22 protein-coding genes are annotated in these 22594 nt (G+C 37.4%); 2 read left to right on the forward strand and 20 right to left on the reverse strand.

The features are described from left to right. Positions 1-12: 12 nt before the first annotated feature. From AC0VZ8_RS25940 to AC0VZ8_RS25965, 6 genes are all read right to left on the reverse strand, one after another. Complete coding sequence (locus tag AC0VZ8_RS25940; RefSeq protein ID WP_475484918.1) at positions 13-1833, reverse strand: terminase; 1821 nt, start codon at positions 1831-1833, stop codon at positions 13-15. Further along, positions 1830-2867, reverse strand: a complete 1038-nt coding sequence (locus AC0VZ8_RS25945; RefSeq protein ID WP_475484919.1) for a hypothetical protein — start codon at positions 2865-2867, stop codon at positions 1830-1832. Before AC0VZ8_RS25945 ends, AC0VZ8_RS25940 begins: the two co-directional genes overlap by 4 nt. A gap of 169 nt (positions 2868-3036) precedes the next feature. After that, on the reverse strand, positions 3037-4263 hold the full coding sequence (locus tag AC0VZ8_RS25950; protein WP_475484920.1) for a hypothetical protein: 1227 nt from the start codon (positions 4261-4263) through the stop codon (positions 3037-3039). A 1715-nt stretch (positions 4264-5978) separates the two neighbouring features. Continuing rightward, entirely contained in the window at positions 5979-6338 is a 360-nt protein-coding gene (locus AC0VZ8_RS25955) for a hypothetical protein (protein ID WP_475484921.1), read from the reverse strand. Between the two features lie 11 nt (positions 6339-6349). After that, a complete protein-coding gene (locus AC0VZ8_RS25960; RefSeq protein ID WP_475484922.1) occupies positions 6350-6790 on the reverse strand; it encodes a hypothetical protein in 441 nt (146 codons plus the stop codon). A gap of 83 nt (positions 6791-6873) precedes the next feature. Then, positions 6874-7302 carry a hypothetical protein gene (locus AC0VZ8_RS25965; protein WP_475484923.1) on the reverse strand — a complete coding sequence of 143 codons (429 nt, stop codon included), beginning with the start codon at positions 7300-7302 and terminating at the stop codon, positions 6874-6876. A 192-nt stretch (positions 7303-7494) separates the two neighbouring features. On the opposite strand from AC0VZ8_RS25965, the gene AC0VZ8_RS25970 reads away from it, so the two are divergent. Continuing rightward, positions 7495-7752 carry a helix-turn-helix domain-containing protein gene (locus AC0VZ8_RS25970; protein WP_475484924.1) on the forward strand — a complete coding sequence of 86 codons (258 nt, stop codon included), beginning with the start codon at positions 7495-7497 and terminating at the stop codon, positions 7750-7752. Between the two features lie 281 nt (positions 7753-8033). Here AC0VZ8_RS25970 and AC0VZ8_RS25975 read toward each other — a convergent pair whose 3' ends face one another. From AC0VZ8_RS25975 to nrdR, 10 genes are all read right to left on the reverse strand, one after another. Next, complete coding sequence (locus tag AC0VZ8_RS25975; RefSeq protein WP_475484925.1) at positions 8034-8741, reverse strand: ORF6N domain-containing protein; 708 nt, start codon at positions 8739-8741, stop codon at positions 8034-8036. Positions 8742-9437: 696 nt separating this feature from the next. After that, positions 9438-10145 (reverse strand): hypothetical protein, encoded by a 708-nt coding sequence (locus AC0VZ8_RS25980; RefSeq protein ID WP_475484926.1) that lies wholly within the window; start codon positions 10143-10145, stop codon positions 9438-9440. Between the two features lie 638 nt (positions 10146-10783). After that, positions 10784-13345 (reverse strand): RNA dependent RNA polymerase, encoded by a 2562-nt coding sequence (locus AC0VZ8_RS25985; RefSeq protein ID WP_475484927.1) that lies wholly within the window; start codon positions 13343-13345, stop codon positions 10784-10786. A gap of 300 nt (positions 13346-13645) precedes the next feature. Further along, entirely contained in the window at positions 13646-14290 is a 645-nt protein-coding gene (locus AC0VZ8_RS25990; protein ID WP_475484928.1) for a hypothetical protein, read from the reverse strand. A gap of 89 nt (positions 14291-14379) precedes the next feature. Then, complete coding sequence (locus AC0VZ8_RS25995) at positions 14380-15117, reverse strand: hypothetical protein (RefSeq protein WP_475484929.1); 738 nt, start codon at positions 15115-15117, stop codon at positions 14380-14382. A 31-nt stretch (positions 15118-15148) separates the two neighbouring features. After that, positions 15149-16054, reverse strand: coding sequence for a DUF3102 domain-containing protein (locus AC0VZ8_RS26000; RefSeq protein ID WP_475484930.1), 906 nt, complete (start codon positions 16052-16054; stop codon positions 15149-15151). Between the two features lie 2 nt (positions 16055-16056). Further along, positions 16057-16752: a helix-turn-helix domain-containing protein gene (locus tag AC0VZ8_RS26005; RefSeq protein ID WP_475484931.1), complete on the reverse strand. Its 696-nt coding sequence runs from the start codon at positions 16750-16752 to the stop codon at positions 16057-16059. A 44-nt stretch (positions 16753-16796) separates the two neighbouring features. Next, complete coding sequence (locus AC0VZ8_RS26010) at positions 16797-16979, reverse strand: hypothetical protein (protein WP_475484932.1); 183 nt, start codon at positions 16977-16979, stop codon at positions 16797-16799. Between the two features lie 148 nt (positions 16980-17127). After that, on the reverse strand, positions 17128-17766 hold the full coding sequence (locus tag AC0VZ8_RS26015; RefSeq protein ID WP_475484933.1) for a hypothetical protein: 639 nt from the start codon (positions 17764-17766) through the stop codon (positions 17128-17130). 992 nt (positions 17767-18758) lie between these two features. Next, positions 18759-19232, reverse strand: a complete 474-nt coding sequence (gene nrdR, locus AC0VZ8_RS26020) for a transcriptional regulator NrdR (RefSeq protein ID WP_071218088.1) — start codon at positions 19230-19232, stop codon at positions 18759-18761. A 148-nt stretch (positions 19233-19380) separates the two neighbouring features. Here nrdR and AC0VZ8_RS26025 point away from each other — a divergent pair, with 148 nt between their 5' ends. Next, complete coding sequence (locus tag AC0VZ8_RS26025; RefSeq protein ID WP_053492022.1) at positions 19381-19608, forward strand: alpha/beta-type small acid-soluble spore protein; 228 nt, start codon at positions 19381-19383, stop codon at positions 19606-19608. 67 nt (positions 19609-19675) lie between these two features. Here AC0VZ8_RS26025 and AC0VZ8_RS26030 read toward each other — a convergent pair whose 3' ends face one another. The 4 genes from AC0VZ8_RS26030 to mutM form a co-directional block, all read right to left on the reverse strand. Continuing rightward, positions 19676-20242 (reverse strand): lytic transglycosylase domain-containing protein, encoded by a 567-nt coding sequence (locus tag AC0VZ8_RS26030; RefSeq protein WP_071218087.1) that lies wholly within the window; start codon positions 20240-20242, stop codon positions 19676-19678. Continuing rightward, positions 20239-20838 (reverse strand): dephospho-CoA kinase, encoded by a 600-nt coding sequence (coaE, locus tag AC0VZ8_RS26035; RefSeq protein ID WP_475484934.1) that lies wholly within the window; start codon positions 20836-20838, stop codon positions 20239-20241. Before coaE ends, AC0VZ8_RS26030 begins: the two co-directional genes overlap by 4 nt. 9 nt (positions 20839-20847) lie before the next feature. Continuing rightward, the gene (locus tag AC0VZ8_RS26040) at positions 20848-21588 is read right to left on the reverse strand and encodes an MntP/YtaF family protein (protein WP_475484935.1); all 741 of its coding nucleotides are present in this window, start codon (positions 21586-21588) and stop codon (positions 20848-20850) included. A gap of 122 nt (positions 21589-21710) precedes the next feature. Next, positions 21711-22544, reverse strand: coding sequence for a DNA-formamidopyrimidine glycosylase (gene mutM / locus AC0VZ8_RS26045; protein WP_475484936.1), 834 nt, complete (start codon positions 22542-22544; stop codon positions 21711-21713). Between the last annotated feature and the right edge of the window lie 50 nt (positions 22545-22594).

Below are 22594 nucleotides of genomic sequence, written 5' to 3' on the forward strand. Positions count from 1 at the left end.
ATTTTCACCTCCTTACCGCTTATGGTAAATACTTGGTTTTCGCATGAGAAAATACTCATTAGGGTTGTCTATAATGTTAGGCTTCTTGCTCGTTATATTTTCACGCCTTAAATTCCTTAAATGCCATGCCAACATAGCAATCGTGTATGCTCTGTCATCGCCAATCTTACTTTGTTTGTCTGGAGGAAGATCATACCTAACATTTCCGTTAGTGCTCTTAAATTCGTAAATACTCACTAATTCTTCTTTTGCAATATCTACGTTTACGAGAGCTAACTCTTCATCAAATGACAACTTATGCTGTTTTGAGTTCCCATCCTCACCCATAATATTGAGGATTCCTTTATTGTCATATGTTTCAGTAAAAGTAATCAAATCAAGATTCATCATCTCAATCAAAGCTTCAAACATTTCGCGTTTGTATTTTTGTGGCGATAGCAATTTTAGAATATTTGCAGCATTAGGATATTTATGAGCATGGACACTATATTCATCATGGTTTTTATCAATAAGACCTTTGTGTTTTACATTTTTGGAATCTGTCCAATCAGATAGGAGTCCATCGGCCCATGCTGAAATGCCAGCTCCACCAGCACCTGCATCAATCATCACAGCATCAATGTTTTCATAGTCGGCTGCTTGTGGACCATTATAATCAAGTAATATCTGCTTAAAATGATTGATCTGATCAGGTGTCTTCATTGGAGTCTTTTTTTTCTTTGCGATATCTGTGAAACATACTGAGTTTGAGATGATCATTTTATATCCAACATTGTCATCATAGATGATTTCTGCAGGTGTACAAATAGAGTTGTCATGTTGTCGAGCAGGGTCAATGGCTATGGCGAATCTTTTCTTCCCATCATTAGCTAATACAGGTATCTTTATTTCAGAATTCCTGATTATTGCCGCCCTCTTAATTATTTGTTGGTCTGATCCTTCTGTTGTGAAAATATTCTTGTATTCCCGCATTGCCTTTTCCTTATTGTCTCGCATTGCTGAATCAACAGTTTCTTGAGTCAATAGTGAAACAGGATAGAGTTTACCGTTATATGTAGCATTGATAACAACATCAGAACTGATGTCAGCAACAAAGTATCGCTTATCACCCAAATACATTTTTTTAGCAAAGTCTCTATATTTACGATAAAAATAAGTATCTGTAGAGGATGCAGAAGAAGCATATATCAACTGATTAGGGAATTCCCTCGGTAGCATAGTAACATCTACTTCCCCACCAAGACGAAAATCACTGTTTTGGGCAGTAAATGGCTCGGAAGTTGTAAACAGTTCATCAGGAGCAAAGCCGCTCTCATCATAGAAGTTTAAATTACTTCTTTTCGAACGATTGTTGTCAAAAGAACCATTCAATGACCTAACAATACTGTTGTTGTACAACTTGTACTGGAATGAAGCTGGGTTATGAGTAAAACCGTCTGTGTTTGCTGCACTCTTTACTGTCTCGTTATAAAAAATGTCAGTAAGTCCAGTAAAAGAAGCAATCTCACGTTTAGCTATTTTCTCAATCTTCATAAACATTTCCTGAGACTGAGAACCTACACCAGCTAGAATATATGCTTCAAAATTAGGGATAAGCAAGGATTTCGCCATAATAAAAGGTGACCCAAGGGTCGTTTTCCCCGCATTCCGTCCCATACACCAAAGTACAAAAGGGGTAGTCCAACTTTGCAAGAAAACATACTTCTGATAATCCAATAGCTCCATACCAAAAAATCTTTCAACAAATCTAACGGGGTATTGTCTTCCCCAGTTGACAATTTCAGCTAGTTTTAAGTATCCATCAATTTTGCGTTGAGACATGTTATTTTTCATGATGTCTCACCTTCTTTTGATTTCAACAACTCTTTACGAAGAATTCTGATCTCTTCATTAAGCTTTTCATTACTTTGCTCTAATTGTTGAAGCATTTCCCTTTGTTCTATGATCATTGACGTGTAATCATTTTCATCGAATTGTAATTGTTTAATGATACTTTGATTACTGATGTCAGCAACTTGCCTCATGCCTTCACATGTCTCAATGTTAAATACGTTTACCTCAGCTTCTTCAAAGCCTTTTTCTTGTAATAGCTTAATAACTCCGCTTAGTGTGCCTGAGCCCTTACTTTTATTATTGTTGTGATTAACAGATATCCCATTGTCTTTCGCCAATGCCAACACTGACTTAAGCATCTTCTCTTTAGAGTCAATGAGTGATTTAATTCCACCAGCATTATCAGTTACTGAAGCTATATTCGAAGTTGCAAGTGATAATGCACTATTGATTTTGTCAAGCTGATTGAATGTCTTAACAATTTCAATTACCGCTGGCAATTTAAAACTATCTTCTAAGGTACTGTCATCAAGAAAATCAACTAGTTTATTATAAAGATGTCGTTTATCTGATTCATTTTCAAATTCGAATGGATCATAACCAACCATTCTTATTACATCTTCTTTATTAGTTCGATCTAATTCGTTTGAAATATCGGCAACCTCTGTCTGCGTTGTTAATGATTCAATTTGCTCCTTTGTGCCGTTCTCATTACTATCCTTCCAGGTCAGAAATTTAAAATCTTTAAGTGCTAAGGTCTTCATGTACAGTCCGAAATGATCACTACTTTTAGCAACAGATTCTTCACCAGAAGACATCCATAAGTCATGGATAAAAGGACGGTTAATATTCATTAGTGCGTCTTTAATTGTCTGAATATTATTGTAATCTATTTGATTTTTAAGGCATTCTTTACATACTCTTATGTATCCGTCTGAGTCCAGTTTATTATAGGACTTATAAAACAAATCAAATCTCAGATAGTTATTGCAGCTTGTACACTTCTTCTTGTTTTCTACTGCTCTCCCCGTCATATATTCACCTTCCTATTTGTAACTCCCATAATTGAAGATAAAAATGAAGAGAAGGATGTGGGAGGGAGAGGCCCATTTTTAAACCAGCTTAAACAGCCGATTCCTTCTCAACAAATAAAAACAAATAAACAGACAAGTAATTTTGTCTGCTTGCGTTCTTCTTATTTGATTATTTAACTTTAAGTTTATGAGTAGTTACTCTACCCTTACCCTCTTCGATTACCATTAGGTGAGCAGCAGGGTTCGCTACCTTCTTAATTTTCAAACTAAAGTCATCTATTCCAACTACACTAGGAACTTGTACAAATTCAGTATCAATCATGCCATTAAAACCAATTGTCTTTTCGTGAGCATGGTGATAATGTCCACTAAGCATAAGATCTACTGGATGATTATAAATTCTCGAATATTCCATTAAGCTTCGCTCAAGATTCTTTTCTTCGTGTCCATGGACTGCTAATACTTTCGTTCCTAGAATATTGTTATAAGCCATCGACTTACAGTTATGTATATTTACGTTTTTATTATTATTAAGATTGCAACTTATGATATGGCTGACTACTTTCTCCATGTTCTCATGTGGAAAATCTCCACGTTGACCATTAAGGATTCTAAGTTCTGTATGATTACCAACGACAGAATAATAGTCCACTGAAGCATATTTAGAGAGTTCATTAATCCAATTGCTAATGAAATCAGCAAATTCAATTGCCGAATCAACATTCCCCATTTGAATCCATTGCAACTGACTCATACGAAGAATACCATCTAAACTGTCCCCTAGATTATATAGATGAACATGATTAATTTTATCTTGATCATTGCGTTCAACAAACTGTTCAAGGATATTCCATAGACGCTTCTGTGCAATTTGTGGGTTGTACTCATTTAGAATCTCATCCATCCAACCACGAAGTTCAAACTTAGCTGCATAATGAATGTCAGCAATAGGAAATAGATAGTCACGTTTGACATTATTTTTCTTGATAGTGATTTCTGGTACTTGAATAGATGGACGATTAGTAATTGCGTTTAGAATCTTCTCTTCCAGCAACTCGTTACGTGCATCAATACGTATAGATTTGTTATATTCAAGTTTCTCAGTCTGCAGCTTAATACGTTCCTTTTTAATATCCAATGCTGCATCCTTCATTTCTTGAACTGCCTCATTGTTGGCATACTTCTTAATACCATGCTCAACACCACTGTCAAAGTTCCTAAACCATTTACGGTATACAGATTCTGAATTGGTGAGATCAAGTTCAGTATTTAGAACATCAGCAACATCTTGCCAAGTATCCAGGTCATATTCTTCTTTATTGCTACAGATACGGTACTTATATTCATCGACTGACTCATCTGGTTTACGTGTAAATCTTGAATCCTTGATATTCATTAATCTTCTCCCTTGTTAATGAAGTAAATTTGTATCGTGAAATTATAAAAAGCCTTATTTTATAAGGATTTTGGTCATTTTGATACATTTGTATCGATAAACCCCTATAAGATAAGGCTTTTTTATTGTTTTTAATATGAAATTGATAAATTTAATGATAATTATCGATTAAATAATGACGGAAAAACGCTTATAAATAGAGGGATTCTGGGCAATAGGACGATGCAAAATACGATAGAAAACAGGCCAAAATTAGAGGAAATGGACAGGTTAAGGTGATGAATGAAATAGATAAATAAGGTGGGTGTGTAGATGGAAGTGCTAGCGCAAATTTTGGCAGTTTGCCAGATTTTATACTTTTTTCTACCCCCCCATACCCTTTATAGATGGTATATAAGATGTATTGTATATCATTTAGAAACCAAGCATGACCATTAAACCTGGCATTGCTTACCCATCAGATAATTGTAAAAAAATGTTGCTTTTATACTGGATTCTAGGCAAGAATATTGTTCTCTGTCCTATGGGACGCATTGTGTCCCATGTAAATCGTATAGTAACAGGCCGCGATTTCGTCAACACTTATTTACGCTATTATCATCACTTTAATACGTATCCATCTGCATCATTATACTTACTTATTTAAGTATGTAAGACTTATATACGTCATTCACTCTATCTGCCTTATCTTGACCACCCTACCTACATACATCCATAGTCCATACATCACCACATCTAACCTACGCCTTATCATGCCTTATTTACGCTATATATGTACTTTCCTACTACATCCATCTTACAACCTAAAATCACGCCTACAATCCATATCCAATTAAATAAATATTTGTATTTTATTTTTCTGTTTTTATTGTAATTTAATTATGTTTAGTTTATAATATTACTTGTAAGGGTAATCACCTAGTAAGGAGGTGAATCCATGACACAATACATACCTTACATTGCACTTCTAATCTCCTTCCTCTCATTACTCTTAGCACTCACCAAGTTCATAACTGACGAGAAGCGACTAAGAAGGAAGGAACAGGCCGAACGTCTACAGCATGAACAATCACAAATTGAAAAGAGTGTCTATCCTCCACGAAAGGACAAACACTCAAGGCACTAGGCCAACACCGTAGGGAATCGAAATTTGGTTCCCTACACCCTAACAATATTATAACTTTGCCGTTGACTATAATCAACAACAACTCGACAACTGACAACTGTTTTACCTAATAACAAAGGAGGTATAGATATGAGCAAACAATGGATGTATATACTGTTACTGATTCCACCAATCATCTTATCATTCCTGGACTTTTCAACAGGCTTTAATATTGCAGTCAAGCTGCTAAGCATACTTACCATCATAACATGCGTTATTGGACTGATTAGACACAGAAAACATAACTAAGCGAATTCGATTTATTGAACATGATTCCATGAGCCCTAGGATACTGCCTAAGGGCTTTATTGTTTCACTATGTAGACAGTTAGTATTACTGCTTAGGCTTTTCTTTTATAATGTATAAACGCACTAAAAGAGGATCATTCACCTTTGTTTAAAAAGATGATCCTCTTTATAATATGCTTATATTCAATTAACTTATGTTGTCTAAATAGTATCTAATGTTTACCCAGTTACCCTTACGCGTTTTCAAGTACAATTTACCATCCATAAGTTTACCTGTCCTATACATCTTATTGACTCCCTTCTATTCCATCTCTTCCGCACTAATTAATCTAAACTCAAGCTTTCCTTTACGCTCAATTACTTCCTGGACATCCGTCATTTTAAACAGATCCATTTCTAATTGATTAATGAAGTTTCCCGTGTATTCGTCTACACTATCCATATCCTTATTGATTCCGTTCAGTACGTCCACAACCAATTGATACATTGGATATTCCTTCAGAAAATCATTATTAGATAATCGACCCAACAATTCTTTATTTTTATTAAATGTATTGAAATGACGCTCAGTCATTTGACGCATAGCAATGTACTCATCTTGGGTGTATAGCTGCTTATGTTCCTCACTGAGTAATTCATAATCATTTAGATATTGATTCATGTTCATACCTCCTACAGCCCAACGGAAATTGTCAAATCAATTAGACTATCCCATGTCATATTTTCAATTACTAAACTATCCAATCCGGTTTCATATTCAAGTATTTTTTGCAATTCATTTTTATCATTATCAATCAAAGTAATTGAGTCCATGAACCAATATAGGGTTCTAATCATCCAAAGAATTGACCCAGTTGTAATTAGTTCATCATTGCGATAGAAAGAATAGTGATTTTTGTTTAAGTCTTCAACAATACTAAATGAGGTCATTTCATCATATTTCATGTCATAGTGCCCATTAAGAAGTTCATTATATATATTGTTATAATCTTCGATTACTTCGTTATCTTGTTTTGTCATTTCATTTAAAGCTTTTCGGATTGATGGTTTATTAAATTCGTTCATAAAGTTTTTCAGGAAATGGTGTTCTTGTATTGTAGACAGGGTTAACATGGTATCATTCCTTCACTATGGATTGTAAATCAATAGTTCTAGTACGCTGTTTCATAGTTACAACACACTGTTACACGAACCAATTACACATATAATAATGATGTCATGATGCTATGTTTAGGATTGCTTACCTTGTACTCATACAAGCGCTTCAGACCGTCTACAAACGTCTCTCCTGCCTTCACTGCATGTTCCTTTACTCTTGCCAGCATTCCGATGTTTACAGGCTCTACGAACAACTTTTCTAGTGCTGTCTTCTCATCCATCATTGCTAACTCATCCAGTGTTACGTTATCATAGTGATATGATCCAATCTCACGGGCTAACTCAAGAATTACCGATCCAGGCTTGTCACTGTCAATCAAGCTGCGTTTCTCATATTCATCTACAAACTTAGTGTAATCCTCATCGTTTTGCAGGAAGAATTTCAACTGTGCAATTACGTTGATTGCCTTTGGACTGATTTCGCAATGATTGATTACCTCTTGAATTTTAACTTGGTTTGTTTTCATATGTATCGTCTCCTTTAACCGTTTGTTTATCGCTTATGGTTAAAGTATATATCGGTTAATAGTTATAGTCAACACTTTTTTATCTATTTCCCGATATAATTTTTATCTACTTATTATATATGTGTTTATCGGCTCTTTTTTCTCGTGTATAATTGAAGATAAATAATATCAATGAAAGGAATTATCATATAAATGATTAAAATAGTACTGGATGAAACCTTATATCAGTTAGGCATATCAATGAATAAATTAGCAACAATTGCCGATCTAAGACCAAATACAGTCAATGATTTCACTAAAGGAAAAGCAAAGCGTGTTGATTTAGAAACTTTAGATAAAATCATTAATGCATTAAACCAGGTTGCAATAGATCGCAAAATTCCGAAAAGGTATACAATCACTGACGTATTGACTTATGATTCCCCGTATCTCACAATCGAAATCAATTAACATCAATTTAATTATGTTTACTTTATTGAAAAAATACTCAGTTCTGCCTATTCGTTTTCCCAATTCATTTTTAATGCACCCATTATCCATAAAACTCAAAACTCCTATAACAGCCAGCCTTTTTTGTTGCTGGCCTTTTTGTTTTCCGTTTTCTAACCTCGATCATGTCTAGGAATAAATCCTAAACACTGTCCAAATTAGAATTACTTTTTATTCACTGGATGTTCTGGTTTCTCAACCTTCACAACCACTCCATATTGATCTATTGTTACTTTTCTCATCTATGTATTGTTGACTTCCTTTACCATTCGTTCTTTCTCACGTCTATGCTGTTGTGCTTGGCTGCGTATTTTAGTTGTATGTTGAATCCTCATCACATCAGCAATGATTCGATACGCTTCTGAATATCCACTTTTATTGTATCTTTCCTCTAACCCCTTAATTGCAGAGTTACAACGATTGATACGTGTTCCAGCATCTAATTGGCCTACATAATCTCTAAAATCTTCTGCAATCCCAATAAGTTCCCTTGGTGCACAATCTCGAAACGTCTTGATTGTTCTTCCCACACTAAAACGGTTCTCATTAAATTGAGCAAAGGTAGCGAAGCCATTTCTCTTAGCAATCTCAGTAAGCTCATCAAGCTGCTCTTTTACATCGTAGTAATCATCAACCAATGATTCATAGGCTTCCCATGCTGGATCTGTGTTAAGTGATTTTGCATGCATCCTTGCACCCCTTTCAGTCCAAAGGTAGAGCGTTAATGCTTTTTTTGAACCTAAATCATTTTGATGTTGGTTGAGAAAGTCTCGTTTCTCTTGACCTGTTAGTGAGATATAGTGCTTCCCTTCGGTATATCTGGTTTTGTTTCTATTAAAATTATTGGTAAGAATTTGGGCTTCAGTTTTGTAAACTTTAGCCAATTGGCTGGTCAGTAATACACGAACACCTTTGTACTCGATTGTTTCCAATTGATCCACTTTAATCACTTTCTACATCCATCCTTTTCATAGTTAATTTATTGTGCAAGCAAAGAGGAGCCTTCAACCATTAAAGGCGGCTCCCCTTCCTTACATCATCTCAGCTCTGCTAATCTTAACTATGGGGCGTTTCACAACGTGCCCAGATTTCAGTAATTCCGTAAATTAAGTTTGCCTACCACATCATAGGCTGAAGCGTGGCCCATTGTGGCCTCAGTGTAGCCACGTTCTAAAAATGAACCAAAGATGACTGCACTATTTCAGCAGTGGGCTGCTTCACAGCAGGCCAGGTATGTATTACATTGTTCATATAGTGTTTAAATCGTTACATAGATGTTATTAAGACGTATTCATTTGTCATTAAACTGAATATAGGAATCATACCCCTATCATATGGAGACCTTTCAGGCTGTGAAAAATCCCTTATTTTATATGGAATTTTTAACTATTCCAAAATAAAAGTGTGGAGTTTTTTGACCAAAATACGTCTTTTTTTATGGGGAACAAGATAATATCTTTCTCACTTTGTACATTAGTCTGAATCTTACTCCCTAAAAGACCATTATTGAAAATATTGATAAACCCTTTATTCTATTGATATTTTGCTTATTTTAATTTTATTAATCTCTCTTAAAAGCTTGATTTCCCTTGATATATAAGGGTTTTGGCGTTATTAAAATGGTTACACTTTTTCTCATCTATGTATTATTTACACGCTGCAGAACGATAACGCATGTTCTCAACCTTCCATTCAACCATTCCTCTAATTCGTACATACTCTTGTGCTAATCCTGCCTGGTTAGAATTGTTATATGTATCAATCTTAACGTTCAAGTATGTAACTAATCGGTCACGAAGTTCTTCCATGCTGTCAATGTGATCCTTGTACTTCTTGTTTTTATGTCGCTTCACATTTTTACGCTCATAAAGAAAACGCGTTTTCTTCTCACGGTGGAAGGCGAGGAATTTCTCGATATGGTCATAGAGTTGGGTAACATTACAGGTGTCAAGATTAGCAATGAAACCATCAACGTTAAATTTTAGCTGTTCATGTGTTGCATCTTCCGATACATATACACCATTTCTACGGATATCTTCTATTGCATCTGTAACCCAATCAAAGAAATCATCTGATTTTTCTGTTCTTGCCCATCGACAAATCTCTGTAATACCACGTGCATTATAAAGTGTTGTGTCATATGCCTTCTTGTCAGTGGTGGTCAGTTTGACCACTACTGATTTATTCACAAATCTATCTTCGTGTCTGCTGTGAATTTTAGATATCGCTCTAATTGGATCATCATACATTAATGCACTACCAATTTGCTCACGCGTAGCAAAAATATCATTGTCTTCATTCATGTAAAAATCCATTACTAAATTACCAAACTTTTTTTGTTTAACCAATTTCACTTTCTACATCCATCCTTTTCATAGTTATTGTTTGTATGAGGAGGACTAGGAGTTTAAATCCCCGTCCTCTTTGTAACTATGGGGCGTTTCACAACGTACCCAGACTTCAGTAATTCCGAAAATAAGTTTTGCCTACCACATCATAGGCTGAGGTGTGGTCCATTGTGGTCACGCTGTAGCCACGTTTTAAAAATGAACCAAAGATGACTGCACTGTTTCAGCAGTGGGCTGCTTCACAGCAGGCCAGGTATGTATTACATTGTTATTCAAGTGTCACATTGTAGGCACAGATGTTATAAGACGCATTTATTTGTCATCAAACTGAATATAGGAATCATACCCCTATCATATGGATACCTTCGGGGCAGTTAAAAAACCCATATAATATATGGAATTTTTTCTATTCTCAAAATAAAAGTGTGGAGTTTTTTGACCAAAATACGTCTTTTTTTATGGGGAACAAGATAATATCTTTCTCACTTTGTACATTAGTCTGAATCTTACTCCCTAAAAGACCATTATTGAAAATATTGATAAACCCTTTATTCTATTGATATTTTGCTTATTTTAATTTTATTAATCTCTCTTAAAAGCTTGATTTCCCTTGATATATAAGGGTTTTGGCGTTATTAAAATGGTTACACTTTTTTTGATCTATGCTTCTTTACACGCTCTCTAATTTGAATTCTCTTTGTATCTTCACGGCAACTATCACAGTATTTCGTGTACTTTCCCTTTAACGGCGTCCTCTTTCCACATAACTGACACTGAACTTCTCCATCTTTAAGATTCTTTTTGATGTTCTCAACAATAATGTCCCCAAAACAAGACCAAAGTGTTGTTTTATGATCGCTGTTTTTATGTTTGTAGAGATATTCTACTAAAACGTCAACTATGTATGATAAATCTTTTCCAACTTCTAATAACTCATTCCTTATTTTGTGAAAGATATAATGATTATCTCCAGTCCAATCATCTTTTGTTTGAACGAATTCAATTTTGTGTTTCTTCAAATCATGCTTGGTGTACTCATCTATAATGATTTGTTTCAAGCCGTTGTCCTTTACCAGCTTCCTACTCATTAACACTTTGTAATCAAAGTCACCTATATTAGCAGCGTTAAAATTCAGTTTCACTTTTGGTATTATTTCTTTGAGTTTGTTTACAACACTGTTATTTACCGGCTCTACTTTGTCCTCTGTCTTATCTTTTGCATATACAAAGAAGTGAGGTAATTTGTTTTTAGTGTATTTCTTTTTTATTTTGTTAATTTCGCTTGGTAACTCTGGCTTAAAAAGTGTCTTTGCATAATCAATGACAAAGTTATTGTAAAGCACCATTATCTTGATCATGTCCAGGTTGATTTCTTCACTATTCCACATCTTAGATATATCGTTACTTACAACACCAATGTTACCACCCTTGTAAGCCGACTCTAATCCTTTATATATGCTTTGGTTATTTACTATTTCCGGCTTAGCCTTGCCCATTACATAATACAAAGGAACGATATTCTGCATATTCCTTTCAGCAATCTCTACAAGTTTTTCATCTCTACAGACTAAGGCCCGATCCCCATCAACATCAAACTGTAGAATTTTACTGATTGGATCATGGCAGCTAGTATAAACACTTTTACTTACAAACCAACGCTTCATATCTTCATTTACTTTGTTTCTTCGTATTGCATGTTCTCTGAAGAGATGTGGACTTCTCAAGCAATCTAATTTGTCACCATTATTGTAAAGAGAACAATACACTTCTCCATTCTCAAGTAGACCTTTTGGGTTTTCTATACCAAGTATAAGACGTTCGCAGAAAGCGTAAAGATCTGGGCTTATAAAAGTGTACTTTCCGTTAATGTACAGTTTACCTCCACGTGCCTTAGTGGTGATTGCCTTTTTTGCCTGTTTCAATGTTTCCTTGCTATATGTATCTTTCAGTAGTTCAGGATATAGTTCTAATGCTTGTTGAAAGTGATTCTTTTTAGTATTCCATTCCCCCACACCAAGTACTTCAAGCATTACCTCTTTGTTTGATCCAATATCTCTAATCTTCTTAACAGTTTTAGCGCTTAGTTCAATTAATTCATCGTCAGTCATGTCAGTAAGCGTCTGTAGCATTTGATAATTTAGTTTTGCATTTTTCAATCTGTCTTCTTCTTCATTACATTTGCCTGCATGGCAGTTAAATTTCTTATACAAGGTTTTGTATTCATCCCATGATTGATAATACTTCCACATTTTAAATTGACTTTTTGTGAATATCACTTCAATCTTGTCTTTGATTAAGTCGTATTCTTTACCGTAGATATCCTTTACTTTTCCGTATGGAGTTGACCTTTCTTTAAGTTTGTTTTGCTCACGGACGAACTTATCATAAGGGAACGGAATAAGTAATCCCTTGACCCAGGGAAGACGAACCATCATTGCACGTTTTGATTTCCTTGGTAAAATCATTCCACAGCCATCTGTATGTTCAATAGGTATATCCATCTCTTGTCGTGTAATTTCAAATGTTTCGCTGTCGATATAATCGACCGTACCTCGTACATTAGATTCGAAATCATCCACAACAATTACTCGGTCAATATTAAAGTCAGTCCATTCATCAGTAGCACTATTACAGAGTGCTAGATACGCTAAGTATTTATTTATATTAACTCCACCAAGTTCGTTAATCTTCTCTAAAGTGAGACCACACATCAAACTGTTTTTGTGACGTTCAAATAATTTTTCTTTAATGAACACCGTCTTCTTTGTTCGAATTTGTCCAGCACTTGCTGTCAAACATATGTATTTGTCACCATTATACTCAAAACCATAAGTAATCAGATTATCTAGGACTTCAAAGAAATAGGTTTGAACTACTACAATATCCATTGTCAGTTCATTTATCTTATTTCTTAATGTGCGTGTTAGTACAGAATCAAACACCGAGATAATGTTTTTATCGGCTACCGCATCAGATCTTAGTCTTCTTGTCGAGGAATTGGAGAGAATCAATGATTGCAGAGAATGTTTAATTAATTTATATTCTTTATTCATTTCCTTCAACTTGCCAGAAAGTTCTTTATATTCATCAGACTCAGACATGTACTCACTTCTATCAGTTTTCAACTTTTTAATTTCTCGATTCAGTTGATACATTTTTTCTTGCAATTCAAATTCATCATCTGTATAAAATGCAGCTGTGTCCACCGAATACAACATTACCTGTTTATCTAAACTAATCTCTAAAACCTCCAATTTCAAAATTTAATTTCAACAAACTAAGCGAAGCAAAATCATCAACGGAAGAGAAGGTTAAGGCAACGCCGCCAACCTGCTCTTAGATACTGATTTTATATATGGTTTTATAGTTTACTTTTATATATACTTCTTAGTGGGTAATCTGTCGTCGATATATTACCTGTAGTTCTTAGATAAATTACCTATCGTTCATCGATGTTTTTCAGTAGTTGTTCGATAAATTACCTGTAGAAATTTATATTGCAACATTTACATATTAATTAGAGGATCTAATCTTACTTCATAATGATTATTAAATCTTGAGTTGTGATGATCTCCGTCAATTGAGTATCCATGACTTTCGAGTCGATGGTTAGTTATCTTAATCAGTTTCAGCTTCTTAAGCAGTTCATTATGACTACTAACTGTTTTAGGTGACTTTATTCCTGTCTCACTACAGATGCGGACTTCTGAAGGATAACAAAAGTCCTTACGTGAATCCGACCTTGAAATCATACTCTCGTAATAATAAATCAGCCTTACACCTGCATGAGTGATTTCATTATCCCTTAGCATTTCCAATAACTTAATAGGCACTCTAGTGAAGCCTTTTTCCGCTTTAATTTTATTCATGTTTAGCTCGACCAATGTTGGCCTATTTTGGATTAGTGTTGTTATTTCGTTTTTGATATAGCCGTGAGTGTACAAATTTTTAAACGATTTTTTCAAAGTTACATTATCATTGATATTAGTCCAATACCTAAGCAATCGGTTATCTATCTGAAATGAATCCTTCTCGCTCTCTCCGTCATATGAAAACAATTTGAGTGCCAGCAACACACAAAAGTCCCTGGGATTGATATTACCGTCTCGTACAGCGTCATTCTTGATATGTATCCATTTGATTCCTGACAAGTCGTACCTCCTTATATATGGGTAGAAGCTGCCTGTAATGAGACAGCTCATATTGATATGTATTTTTACTCTGTTTGTTTATGTTTATTTTAATTAACTTTTTTAAGTTTCTTCTTTTTGTAGCGATAATTAAATTTGAGGATTTCGTTTTCGTTCTCGTTTAAACCCATCAACATTGATTGATTATAAAGGTAACCACCGTTATAAGCGATTGCTTTTTTTGCAAGGTTGGTTCTTCGCTCCCACATAATTTCCTCAAGTTTAAACATTGCTTGTCTAGGATTTAAATCCCCTTCGATCAATTTATTTGAAATCTGATGCATTCCAATGTATATGCCGTTATTTGCGTTTCTAATATCCAGGTAATCTCCAACAATTGTTTTCATGTCACTATTGGTAATTCTATTCAAACGATACTTATGTATAAGAATATGTCTAGCCACGAAATAAGAAAGAGTTTTGATGTATTCATCTCTATCTTGATCGGTTTTAATGATGCTTTGAACAGAAGGAAAATGTTCGGTAGCAAGATGAACCTCTAAAGTAATGTCATATAAATTCAACAATGACATTCTGTCTAGTTTAGTCTTTGATAGTATCTCTGTAATTTTCTCAGAAATCTTATTAACAGCGAGTTTACCGCATCGGGGGATACCCGAGAACTTAAATATATCTCTGTCACCTTGAAATGCAAAAACGAGTGCTGCACTTTCCTCAAGTATTTTCTCAAACTGACCCTTTTTAATGCTATTATCCATTTCGTCACGTCTTACAATTAGTTCATGATAATCCTTTGATTCTTGATAAATATTATTTAAATTACTCATATAATTTTTTATTCTCCCTTTTTTTAGTTGATTATTGGTCTATGACAGTGAAATCAGCATCAATGAATTTATGATTTTTGTTAATAAAAGAGTCTCTGGCATCGCCTGCAGCTTTTATCAAGGTGTCAAACATCGCAATCGCATCAGATGTGTACATATCACTCAAATCTCTTGGAGGCGTGATTGATAAAAATTTAATACTATCCACTAGCTCATATACAAGATTTTGAATACTAGACCTCTTCTTCAAAAATAGCTTACTTTCTGGTGACATATCACCGTAATCGGTTTGATTTTCTCTAAGCTTTTCTTCCAGATCTCTAGCCTGATTAATATATCTGTCACGTTCAGTCTCGATGTCTTTGAGCCTTGTTTTTATGTTCTTATATTGTTCCAGTTCATTCTTAACATTTTCTGGGATAACTTCCTTTTCAACTTCTTGACGTATAATTTGTGGAGGCTTATTTCTGAGGGACTCTATTGCTTCATTTTGAGACTCAATATCCCTTTCAAGAGCCTTTATTTGTTCTTCTTTTTCTTTTAAAGCCTTCTTAACCTCTCTAAGTTCCTTGACTGTCATATCATCAACCTTCTTGGACTCTCCAGTGGAAGGAACCACATGTTCCTGTTCGATGAACTCATAGCGATCAATTACTTCGGGTAGTGAGAGCATTTCGAAGATCTTTCCTGTCGTTAGATGCGACATCGCATCTCCAAACTGTTCGTAAGCCTGGATGAGTCTGGATGCAGTCGAAGGATCGAAGTCGCAATTGTTTTTAGCCCATTGCTTAAACTCTCCGTTCGCAAGGTCATTTTCTTTCACATGCTTCAGTCGCTTCCCAATCTCAAATACCGATTGCCCCGCGATCTGTTTGTAACTATTAATCTCAGCTGTAATTACTTGTAAATCAGCTGATAATGCCATACTCTTATCCATTTTTATTCTCCCTTATTTAAAAAATCCCAATACGTTTCAATATCATGAAGTAACTCCTTGTATGCTTCTTCCTCATGCTCTGGAAAGTCGTCTTCTCTTTCGAGTCCCATGTTTTCCCGAATACCTTCTAAAACATCCTCTTTATACTCACTTGCAGAGATAAGTTGAATCAATATTTCGGCCTTGCTCGAATTTCTTGTGTAATCGCTGTGTGTTTCTAAATAACGATTATGCATTTCTTCTGTCTTTCTCATCAGTTGGTTGATTCTTTCAAGTAAGAGATTAGTTGATTTATTAGATTTTAAACACAAATCTTTGTATGTATTAGCCGCGAATATATATGTACCTAAATTATCAACTACCTCTTCTTTAGTCGAATTATTTACAGCTACATTAGCAATAGAGTCATAATAAGATTTGAGTAATGCTGTGTAGTCGAGGTCATTTTTTTGACAGTATTCCTCAATGAACTTCAAGAACGATTTTTCCTGTTTTGCATAGTGAGATTCAATTGCTTGAAAGTACATTTGATAGAGACTGTTTATGACTTCTGATGAATAAAGTTCCCCATTTTCGAAAGCTTTCAAATCGGCACTGGTTAGTTTGTGTGATGTTGCGATATGATCTAATGTCAGTCCTGCTGCTTCCCTTAAATTCTTTGCCTGTTCACCGATGAATAATGATTCAATGCTTCCCATTTCTTAATTCCTCCATTTATATGTATTTGTTTATGTTTATTTCATTAATATGGATAGTACGAATCAATCAACTTATTCAATGCTTCAATTTTATCTTCTTTCAATTCCACTTGTCCCCTAAGAAAATTAGAAAAGTACGGCTGGTTAACTCCAATTTTGTTCGAAAGAAAACCTTTCTTAACTCCTCTATCTTCAATCAGCTTCATTACACGTTCTTGAGTCGTCATATTCATCACTCCTTTCCTTTAAGTTTTGTACCTCATATTCACAGTATATATGATGATGATTGGAATGTAAAGATATTTTTATATTTTTATTTTATTGAATTACTAAATTGCAGATTTACTACCTACATCTGCAATTTATCCACCAAGCCTAAACAGCTGATGACTGTCTTTTAATGATTACACTGATTATACCATAACAATGATCAGCAGTTTCCCTCGCATTGATTAGTGTTGGGTTATCGGATTTTAATGCAATGCTGCTATTAAGGAAATCGATATTATGATTAGGTTGTTGAAGATTGTTGACTACAATTTTCAAGGTAATCCTATTAACTGCAGTTTCGCTTCTCTTGGAACCTGAAAGACCTCCAACAACCGCTCCAACACCACCAGCCAACACCCCACCAACGAGTGCTCCACCCAATTGAGAAGACCGCGATGTCTTAGTTATTGAAGATTCATTTTCAACAATTTCGGATTCGATGATATCAGAGAAATCAATTACATAATCATTCTGTTCATCTGAAATGGCAAGTTTATTTGAATTTTCATCTATGGAGATGACTTTATTATTTGAGGTAAATTGCTGAGTTGGTGAGTAGTTTTCGATCTTGTATTGTCTATCCGAAATACCTTTTAGTTTTTCCTTATGCTTATTGACATCTGATGCTATAACAATAATCAACCAGATTATACCAACAGGAATTAGATAAAAAAATTTTGAATCAGCGTAGATCCCAAAAAGGGAACCTAGGGCCATGATGGCACTACCGACTACGATTTTCACATGAAGACCTCCATCTTGCTTAATTAGTTATATAGGAGAATTATACCATAAAATCAGAGATACCTGTTCAGGGAAAATTGAATAACTGATTGTATTATTCAATGTATAATTCGGATGTCGTAAAATCGCGATATCCGAATTATTTCTGTATTAACCAAACTGGTTAATACAGAAATATATATGGCCTGAGATTGGCGAAATCGCCAAGCAATAAAATTGTAATGTTTAACAGCTTTATATGTATAATGTTCGTATTCTCAATATGGACATTTTTGTCAACATAGATATAGTCTAAATAGAAAAAAATCCTACATTTAAAACACGAACATTATGGACATTTAACTGTATTAATGGTTGCCTTTGAGGTTTTCCGAGATTTCTCGGAAAAGTCTTATTCTTTATGGAGTATGCTCGACACACCTCATAGTAAACAGTATCGTTAATACGTCATGGCACCAAGTGACACGGCTCTAGCCTTCTGAATCAAAAGGTTAGAAATATATACAACAATTTGGATACGGCAGATACGCCGAATCCGATAACCCACAAGGGAATGTATTGAACACACACCCTTTCAGTAGCCCTCAACCTGACGGTAACTGAAAAATTACTGTTAAATATTCTTACAATTTGGATTATTCGTACCACTGAATAAATTTACCAAGAGAGTATTAAAAACTAAAAAAAGAACCATTAACCATCTATTTATGTAATATAGTTCGTTAATGGTTCTTTTTATTAAGTGTTAATATTTAGTTGATACATGTGATGGTAGTACTTTTAACATACGTGGACTCCCAGCTGAGCTAAGGCCCCGTAAGCGACTTCTATATCATATAAAAAATCAGCAGGCATGTCAACAGGTTTTTCACATTTTTTGATGACGTGCTGTATCCCTTTTACTTCTCTATATAATGTCACTTATCGATGATGAGGATGGGCTCCTTGAGAGCACCGGAAGAGCACCTGGATCACGCAGAACCCTGGCGCTCTTACAGCTCCTGACCGTCCGTATCCTTGGACAGCAGGCTTTTCAGTTCCTTCATAAACATATTGATATCCTTGAACTGCCGATACACGGACGCAAACCGGACGTACGCTACCTCATCGACCGGATACAGCCGTTCCATCAGAAGCTCCCCGATCTGGCGGCTCTCCACCTCTGCTGCTGCGGTATTGCGCAGTGCCTTCTCGACATCCGATACGATCATATCCAGCTGGTCCACGGATACCGGGCGCTTCTCGCATGCTCGGATCAAACCGCGGAGTACCTTCTCCCGGCTGAATTCTTCGCGGCTTCCATCCTTCTTCACAACAATCAGCGGCGTTTCCTCCACCATCTCAAAGGTTGTGAATCTCTTGCTGCACTGTTCGCATTCCCTGCGGCGGCGGATGGATTTATTCTCGTTGGCAGGCCTGGAATCCAGCACTTTCGTTCCGGCATAACTGCAATATGGACACTTCATAAAGTCATCTTCACTTCCTTTGTTTCAGCGTATTTTAGCCTCAATGGCGATAATGAAAAATTTACCAGCAAAACTTTTTTCTTTTATGTTATGAAAATGCGAAACCCGAGACATAATACTTTTACCAACCCAAGGAGGTGAACTTAACATGGCACAAAGCAACAACAACTCCAACAACCTGGTTGTTCCTCGCGCAAACGCTGCTCTTGAGCAATTGAAGTACGAGGTAGCTCAAGAACTTGGTATCTCCATTCCACAAGACGGATACCAAGGTAACATGACTTCCTACGAGAACGGTTCGATCGGGGGATACATCACAAAGCGTCTTGTAACCCTGGCCGAGCAACAATTGGCTGGTCAATTCTCCGGTCAATAATTGATTCTTCCTTAAAAAAGGAGTGTTGGACGGCTCATGTAAGAGCCTGTCCAGCGCTCTTTTTTCGTTAAAAGCCGTCCTTATACACATCCGTATATTGATTATAATAATAAATCACGCGCTGTACATAGTGGCGGGTTTCCCCGATGGGAATACTCTTCACATTCTCATAGGTTCCATCCCACATGCCCTTGTTGATCCAATTCTTGACGTTCCCGGGGCCTGCATTATAGGCGGCGATGGCGGCAATCGGGTTGCCGTCCATTTCCTTGTGCAGGTTCTGAATATACCAGGTGCCCAGCTGGATATTCGCATCCACTTCATTCTTTACGTTCAGCAGGTTTACCGATGGCAGCTTGGCCATTTCCATCGCCCAATTCGCCGTATCCGGCATCAGCTGCATAATGCCCAGCGCGCCTTTCTTGGACTCCTTACCCGGCTTGAAGTTCGTTTCCACACGAATGATGGATGCCACCAGGAACGGATCGACCTCATAGTATGCGGCATGCTTCCGTATTTCATCTTTATAATGAATCGGATACAGCAAGGTCATCCAGTTCGAGCTCAGATACAGAAGCGCTACAAAAGAGACAAACAGCAGAAGCAGCACTCTTTTTTTACGGAGCCACTTCATAGACTAACCAACCTGCCCCACAGGTTGTCCACCTGCTGCTGTGTTTCGGCCACTGTTCCGCTGTTATCGATGAGGATATCCGCCAGACGCTTCTTCTCCTCGATATCCATCTGACTGTTTAAACGCGCTTCTGCCGCTTCCCTGTTAAGATCATCGCGTACCATCAGACGCTCAAGCTGCAGCTCTCGCGGTACATAAACAACAGCGATCTGGTCAAGATAAGAATAATGCTCCTTGGCCTCAAGCAGCAGCGGAATATCCGCTACGACCAGCCGGTCGGGATACTGCCGCTCATACGCTTCCGTCCGTTCTCGGATTTCCTGCCGTATCGCCGGATGCGTGATCTCATTCAATACCGTTCTCTGCTCGGGATGATGGAAAATCACTTCCCCGAGTTTTTTTCGATTCAACGTACCGTCCTCAAACAGGATCGCTTGTCCAAAATGTTCGGTCACTTTACCCAGCACCGGATGACCCGGGAGCATAACTTCCCGGGCGATGAGATCCGCATCGACGAGAAGTGCTCCCTTCATGGTCAACATGGAGGACACGGTGCTCTTGCCAGTTGCAATTCCTCCGGTTAAACCGATATTCATGACTTCACCTCATAACAGCTTCATTATACCCATGACGATTAACAAAAAAGCAGGCAAATAAGAGATAAAACGCATGCCGCCCTTGGATGCAAAACGTAAACCAACCCTCATGCCCAGCACCAGAAATATCCCGCTAAACAAGGAAACAACAGCCGCGGTACCTAACGGTGAGAAGCCCAGCATGGCAGCGCCAAGCCCTGCGCCGAACGCATCGAGCGATAACGCGATCCCGAGCCACATCGCCTCCCACGGGGAAATGCTGCCGGAGTCGTCCAGATCCGCCTTCGAGGGACTGCGGAGAATTTGAATGACAACCCCGACCTTCGGAATCTCAAGAGAGAATACCGCCCGCTGAAGATGCACTTGACCTGCCGTGTTAACCTCACGTCTTGATTTCACTTGATGGTCAGATGCCTTCGTTTCCATAAGGGACTTCGAAATATCCTTACTGGAAACCGGCTGCACATCTGACTCGTTTTTTCTGCGAACTTGCTGATATAGAGACCATAAGCCCAGCAGAATCAAAATGGCGGCTCCGATCACGGACGCCACGGATGGGGATAAGAACCGCTGTAACAGCGCGCCCGCCTGCATGGAGGCGCCAAGCACCAAGCCGGAACATAGCGAGATGATTAATACAGACAGCAGCGGTATCCTTGTTTTGCGCAGACCGTATGTAACCCCCGCACCGAATCCGTCCAGGCTTAATGCCATGGCCAGCAGCGCAGACGAGAAAATATGACTGAGCACCCTTTTCCCTCCTCGTAAGCTCCACATCAAACGGCTCATTCATGAAGAAGAGCAGCTCCATGCGCTCCACATATGTTCCACATTATATGTGTAGGGATAGGAATAGGTGCACGCCTATTGGATTACTTCTTAACCGGCTGACACTTCGGGCAGAAGTGGGTCCCCCGTCCGCCAACCACGATCTTATGAATCGGTCCACCGCATGTATGACACGGCTTGTCCTTCCGTCCGTAAATCTGATGACTATGCTGGAACATCCCCATTTCACCCTGTCCATTGACATAGGATTTAATGGAGGAACCACCCGCTTCTACGGCTTCGGACAGTGTATCCACAATGGCATGATACAATCGCTTGAGCTCGGCATCCTTCAGGCTGTTGGCGTTACGCTCCGGATGAATCTTGGCTCGAAACAATGCCTCATCGACATATATATTGCCGATGCCGACCACATATGCCTGATTCAGCAGCACCGCTTTAATCTTCGTTTTTTTGCTGCCGATGATTTCCTTGAAAGTTTCGAACGTAAACGTGTCATCCAGCGGCTCATACCCCAGCTTGGCAAGAGGAGCATGCTGAAACTCTTCCCCCGTTGCAAAGAGATGCATCGTTCCGAATTGGCGTACGTCCTTATAACGCAGCTCCGTCCCGTCCGAGAAATGGAGTATAACATGGGTGTGCTTCTCCACCGGCTCCTCGGCAGAGTACAACCCGTAACGCCCTTCCATCCGAAGATGCGAGACGAGGACCAGTCCGTCCAGCAATATCCTTAAAAATTTCCCGCGGCGCTCTACACCTTCCACGGTATGATCCTTCAACATAAACGCAAATGCCTCAATATCATCAGGACGCTGAATAATCCGCGGCAGATGTACGGATACATGATCTATATGCTTACCTTTAATCAATTGGTTAAGTGTTCGTTTCACCGTTTCTACTTCCGGCAATTCCGGCATAATGTCTTCACCTCATCTCCCATTATACCGGAAGTTAGGACAGAGCGGGA

This window comes from Paenibacillus sp. QJM3NY_38, from assembly GCF_056173265.1.

Bases quoted from the DNA above. Each gene is read 5' to 3' on its own strand.
- AC0VZ8_RS25940 (WP_475484918.1), bottom strand. From the start codon at position 1,833: ATGAAAAATAACATGTCTCAACGCAAAATTGATGGATACTTAAAACTA.
- AC0VZ8_RS25945 (WP_475484919.1), bottom strand. From the start codon at position 2,867: ATGACGGGGAGAGCAGTAGAAAACAAGAAGAAGTGTACAAGCTGCAAT.
- AC0VZ8_RS25950 (WP_475484920.1), bottom strand. From the start codon at position 4,263: ATGAATATCAAGGATTCAAGATTTACACGTAAACCAGATGAGTCAGTC.
- AC0VZ8_RS25955 (WP_475484921.1), bottom strand. From the start codon at position 6,338: ATGAATCAATATCTAAATGATTATGAATTACTCAGTGAGGAACATAAG.
- AC0VZ8_RS25960 (WP_475484922.1), bottom strand. From the start codon at position 6,790: ATGTTAACCCTGTCTACAATACAAGAACACCATTTCCTGAAAAACTTT.
- AC0VZ8_RS25965 (WP_475484923.1), bottom strand. From the start codon at position 7,302: ATGAAAACAAACCAAGTTAAAATTCAAGAGGTAATCAATCATTGCGAA.
- AC0VZ8_RS25970 (WP_475484924.1), top strand. From the start codon at position 7,495: ATGATTAAAATAGTACTGGATGAAACCTTATATCAGTTAGGCATATCA.
- AC0VZ8_RS25995 (WP_475484929.1), bottom strand. From the start codon at position 15,117: ATGAGTAATTTAAATAATATTTATCAAGAATCAAAGGATTATCATGAA.
- AC0VZ8_RS26000 (WP_475484930.1), bottom strand. From the start codon at position 16,054: ATGGATAAGAGTATGGCATTATCAGCTGATTTACAAGTAATTACAGCT.
- AC0VZ8_RS26005 (WP_475484931.1), bottom strand. From the start codon at position 16,752: ATGGGAAGCATTGAATCATTATTCATCGGTGAACAGGCAAAGAATTTA.
- AC0VZ8_RS26010 (WP_475484932.1), bottom strand. From the start codon at position 16,979: ATGACGACTCAAGAACGTGTAATGAAGCTGATTGAAGATAGAGGAGTT.
- nrdR (WP_071218088.1), bottom strand. From the start codon at position 19,232: ATGAAGTGTCCATATTGCAGTTATGCCGGAACGAAAGTGCTGGATTCC.
- AC0VZ8_RS26025 (WP_053492022.1), top strand. From the start codon at position 19,381: ATGGCACAAAGCAACAACAACTCCAACAACCTGGTTGTTCCTCGCGCA.
- AC0VZ8_RS26030 (WP_071218087.1), bottom strand. From the start codon at position 20,242: ATGAAGTGGCTCCGTAAAAAAAGAGTGCTGCTTCTGCTGTTTGTCTCT.
- coaE (WP_475484934.1), bottom strand. From the start codon at position 20,838: ATGAATATCGGTTTAACCGGAGGAATTGCAACTGGCAAGAGCACCGTG.
- mutM (WP_475484936.1), bottom strand. From the start codon at position 22,544: ATGCCGGAATTGCCGGAAGTAGAAACGGTGAAACGAACACTTAACCAA.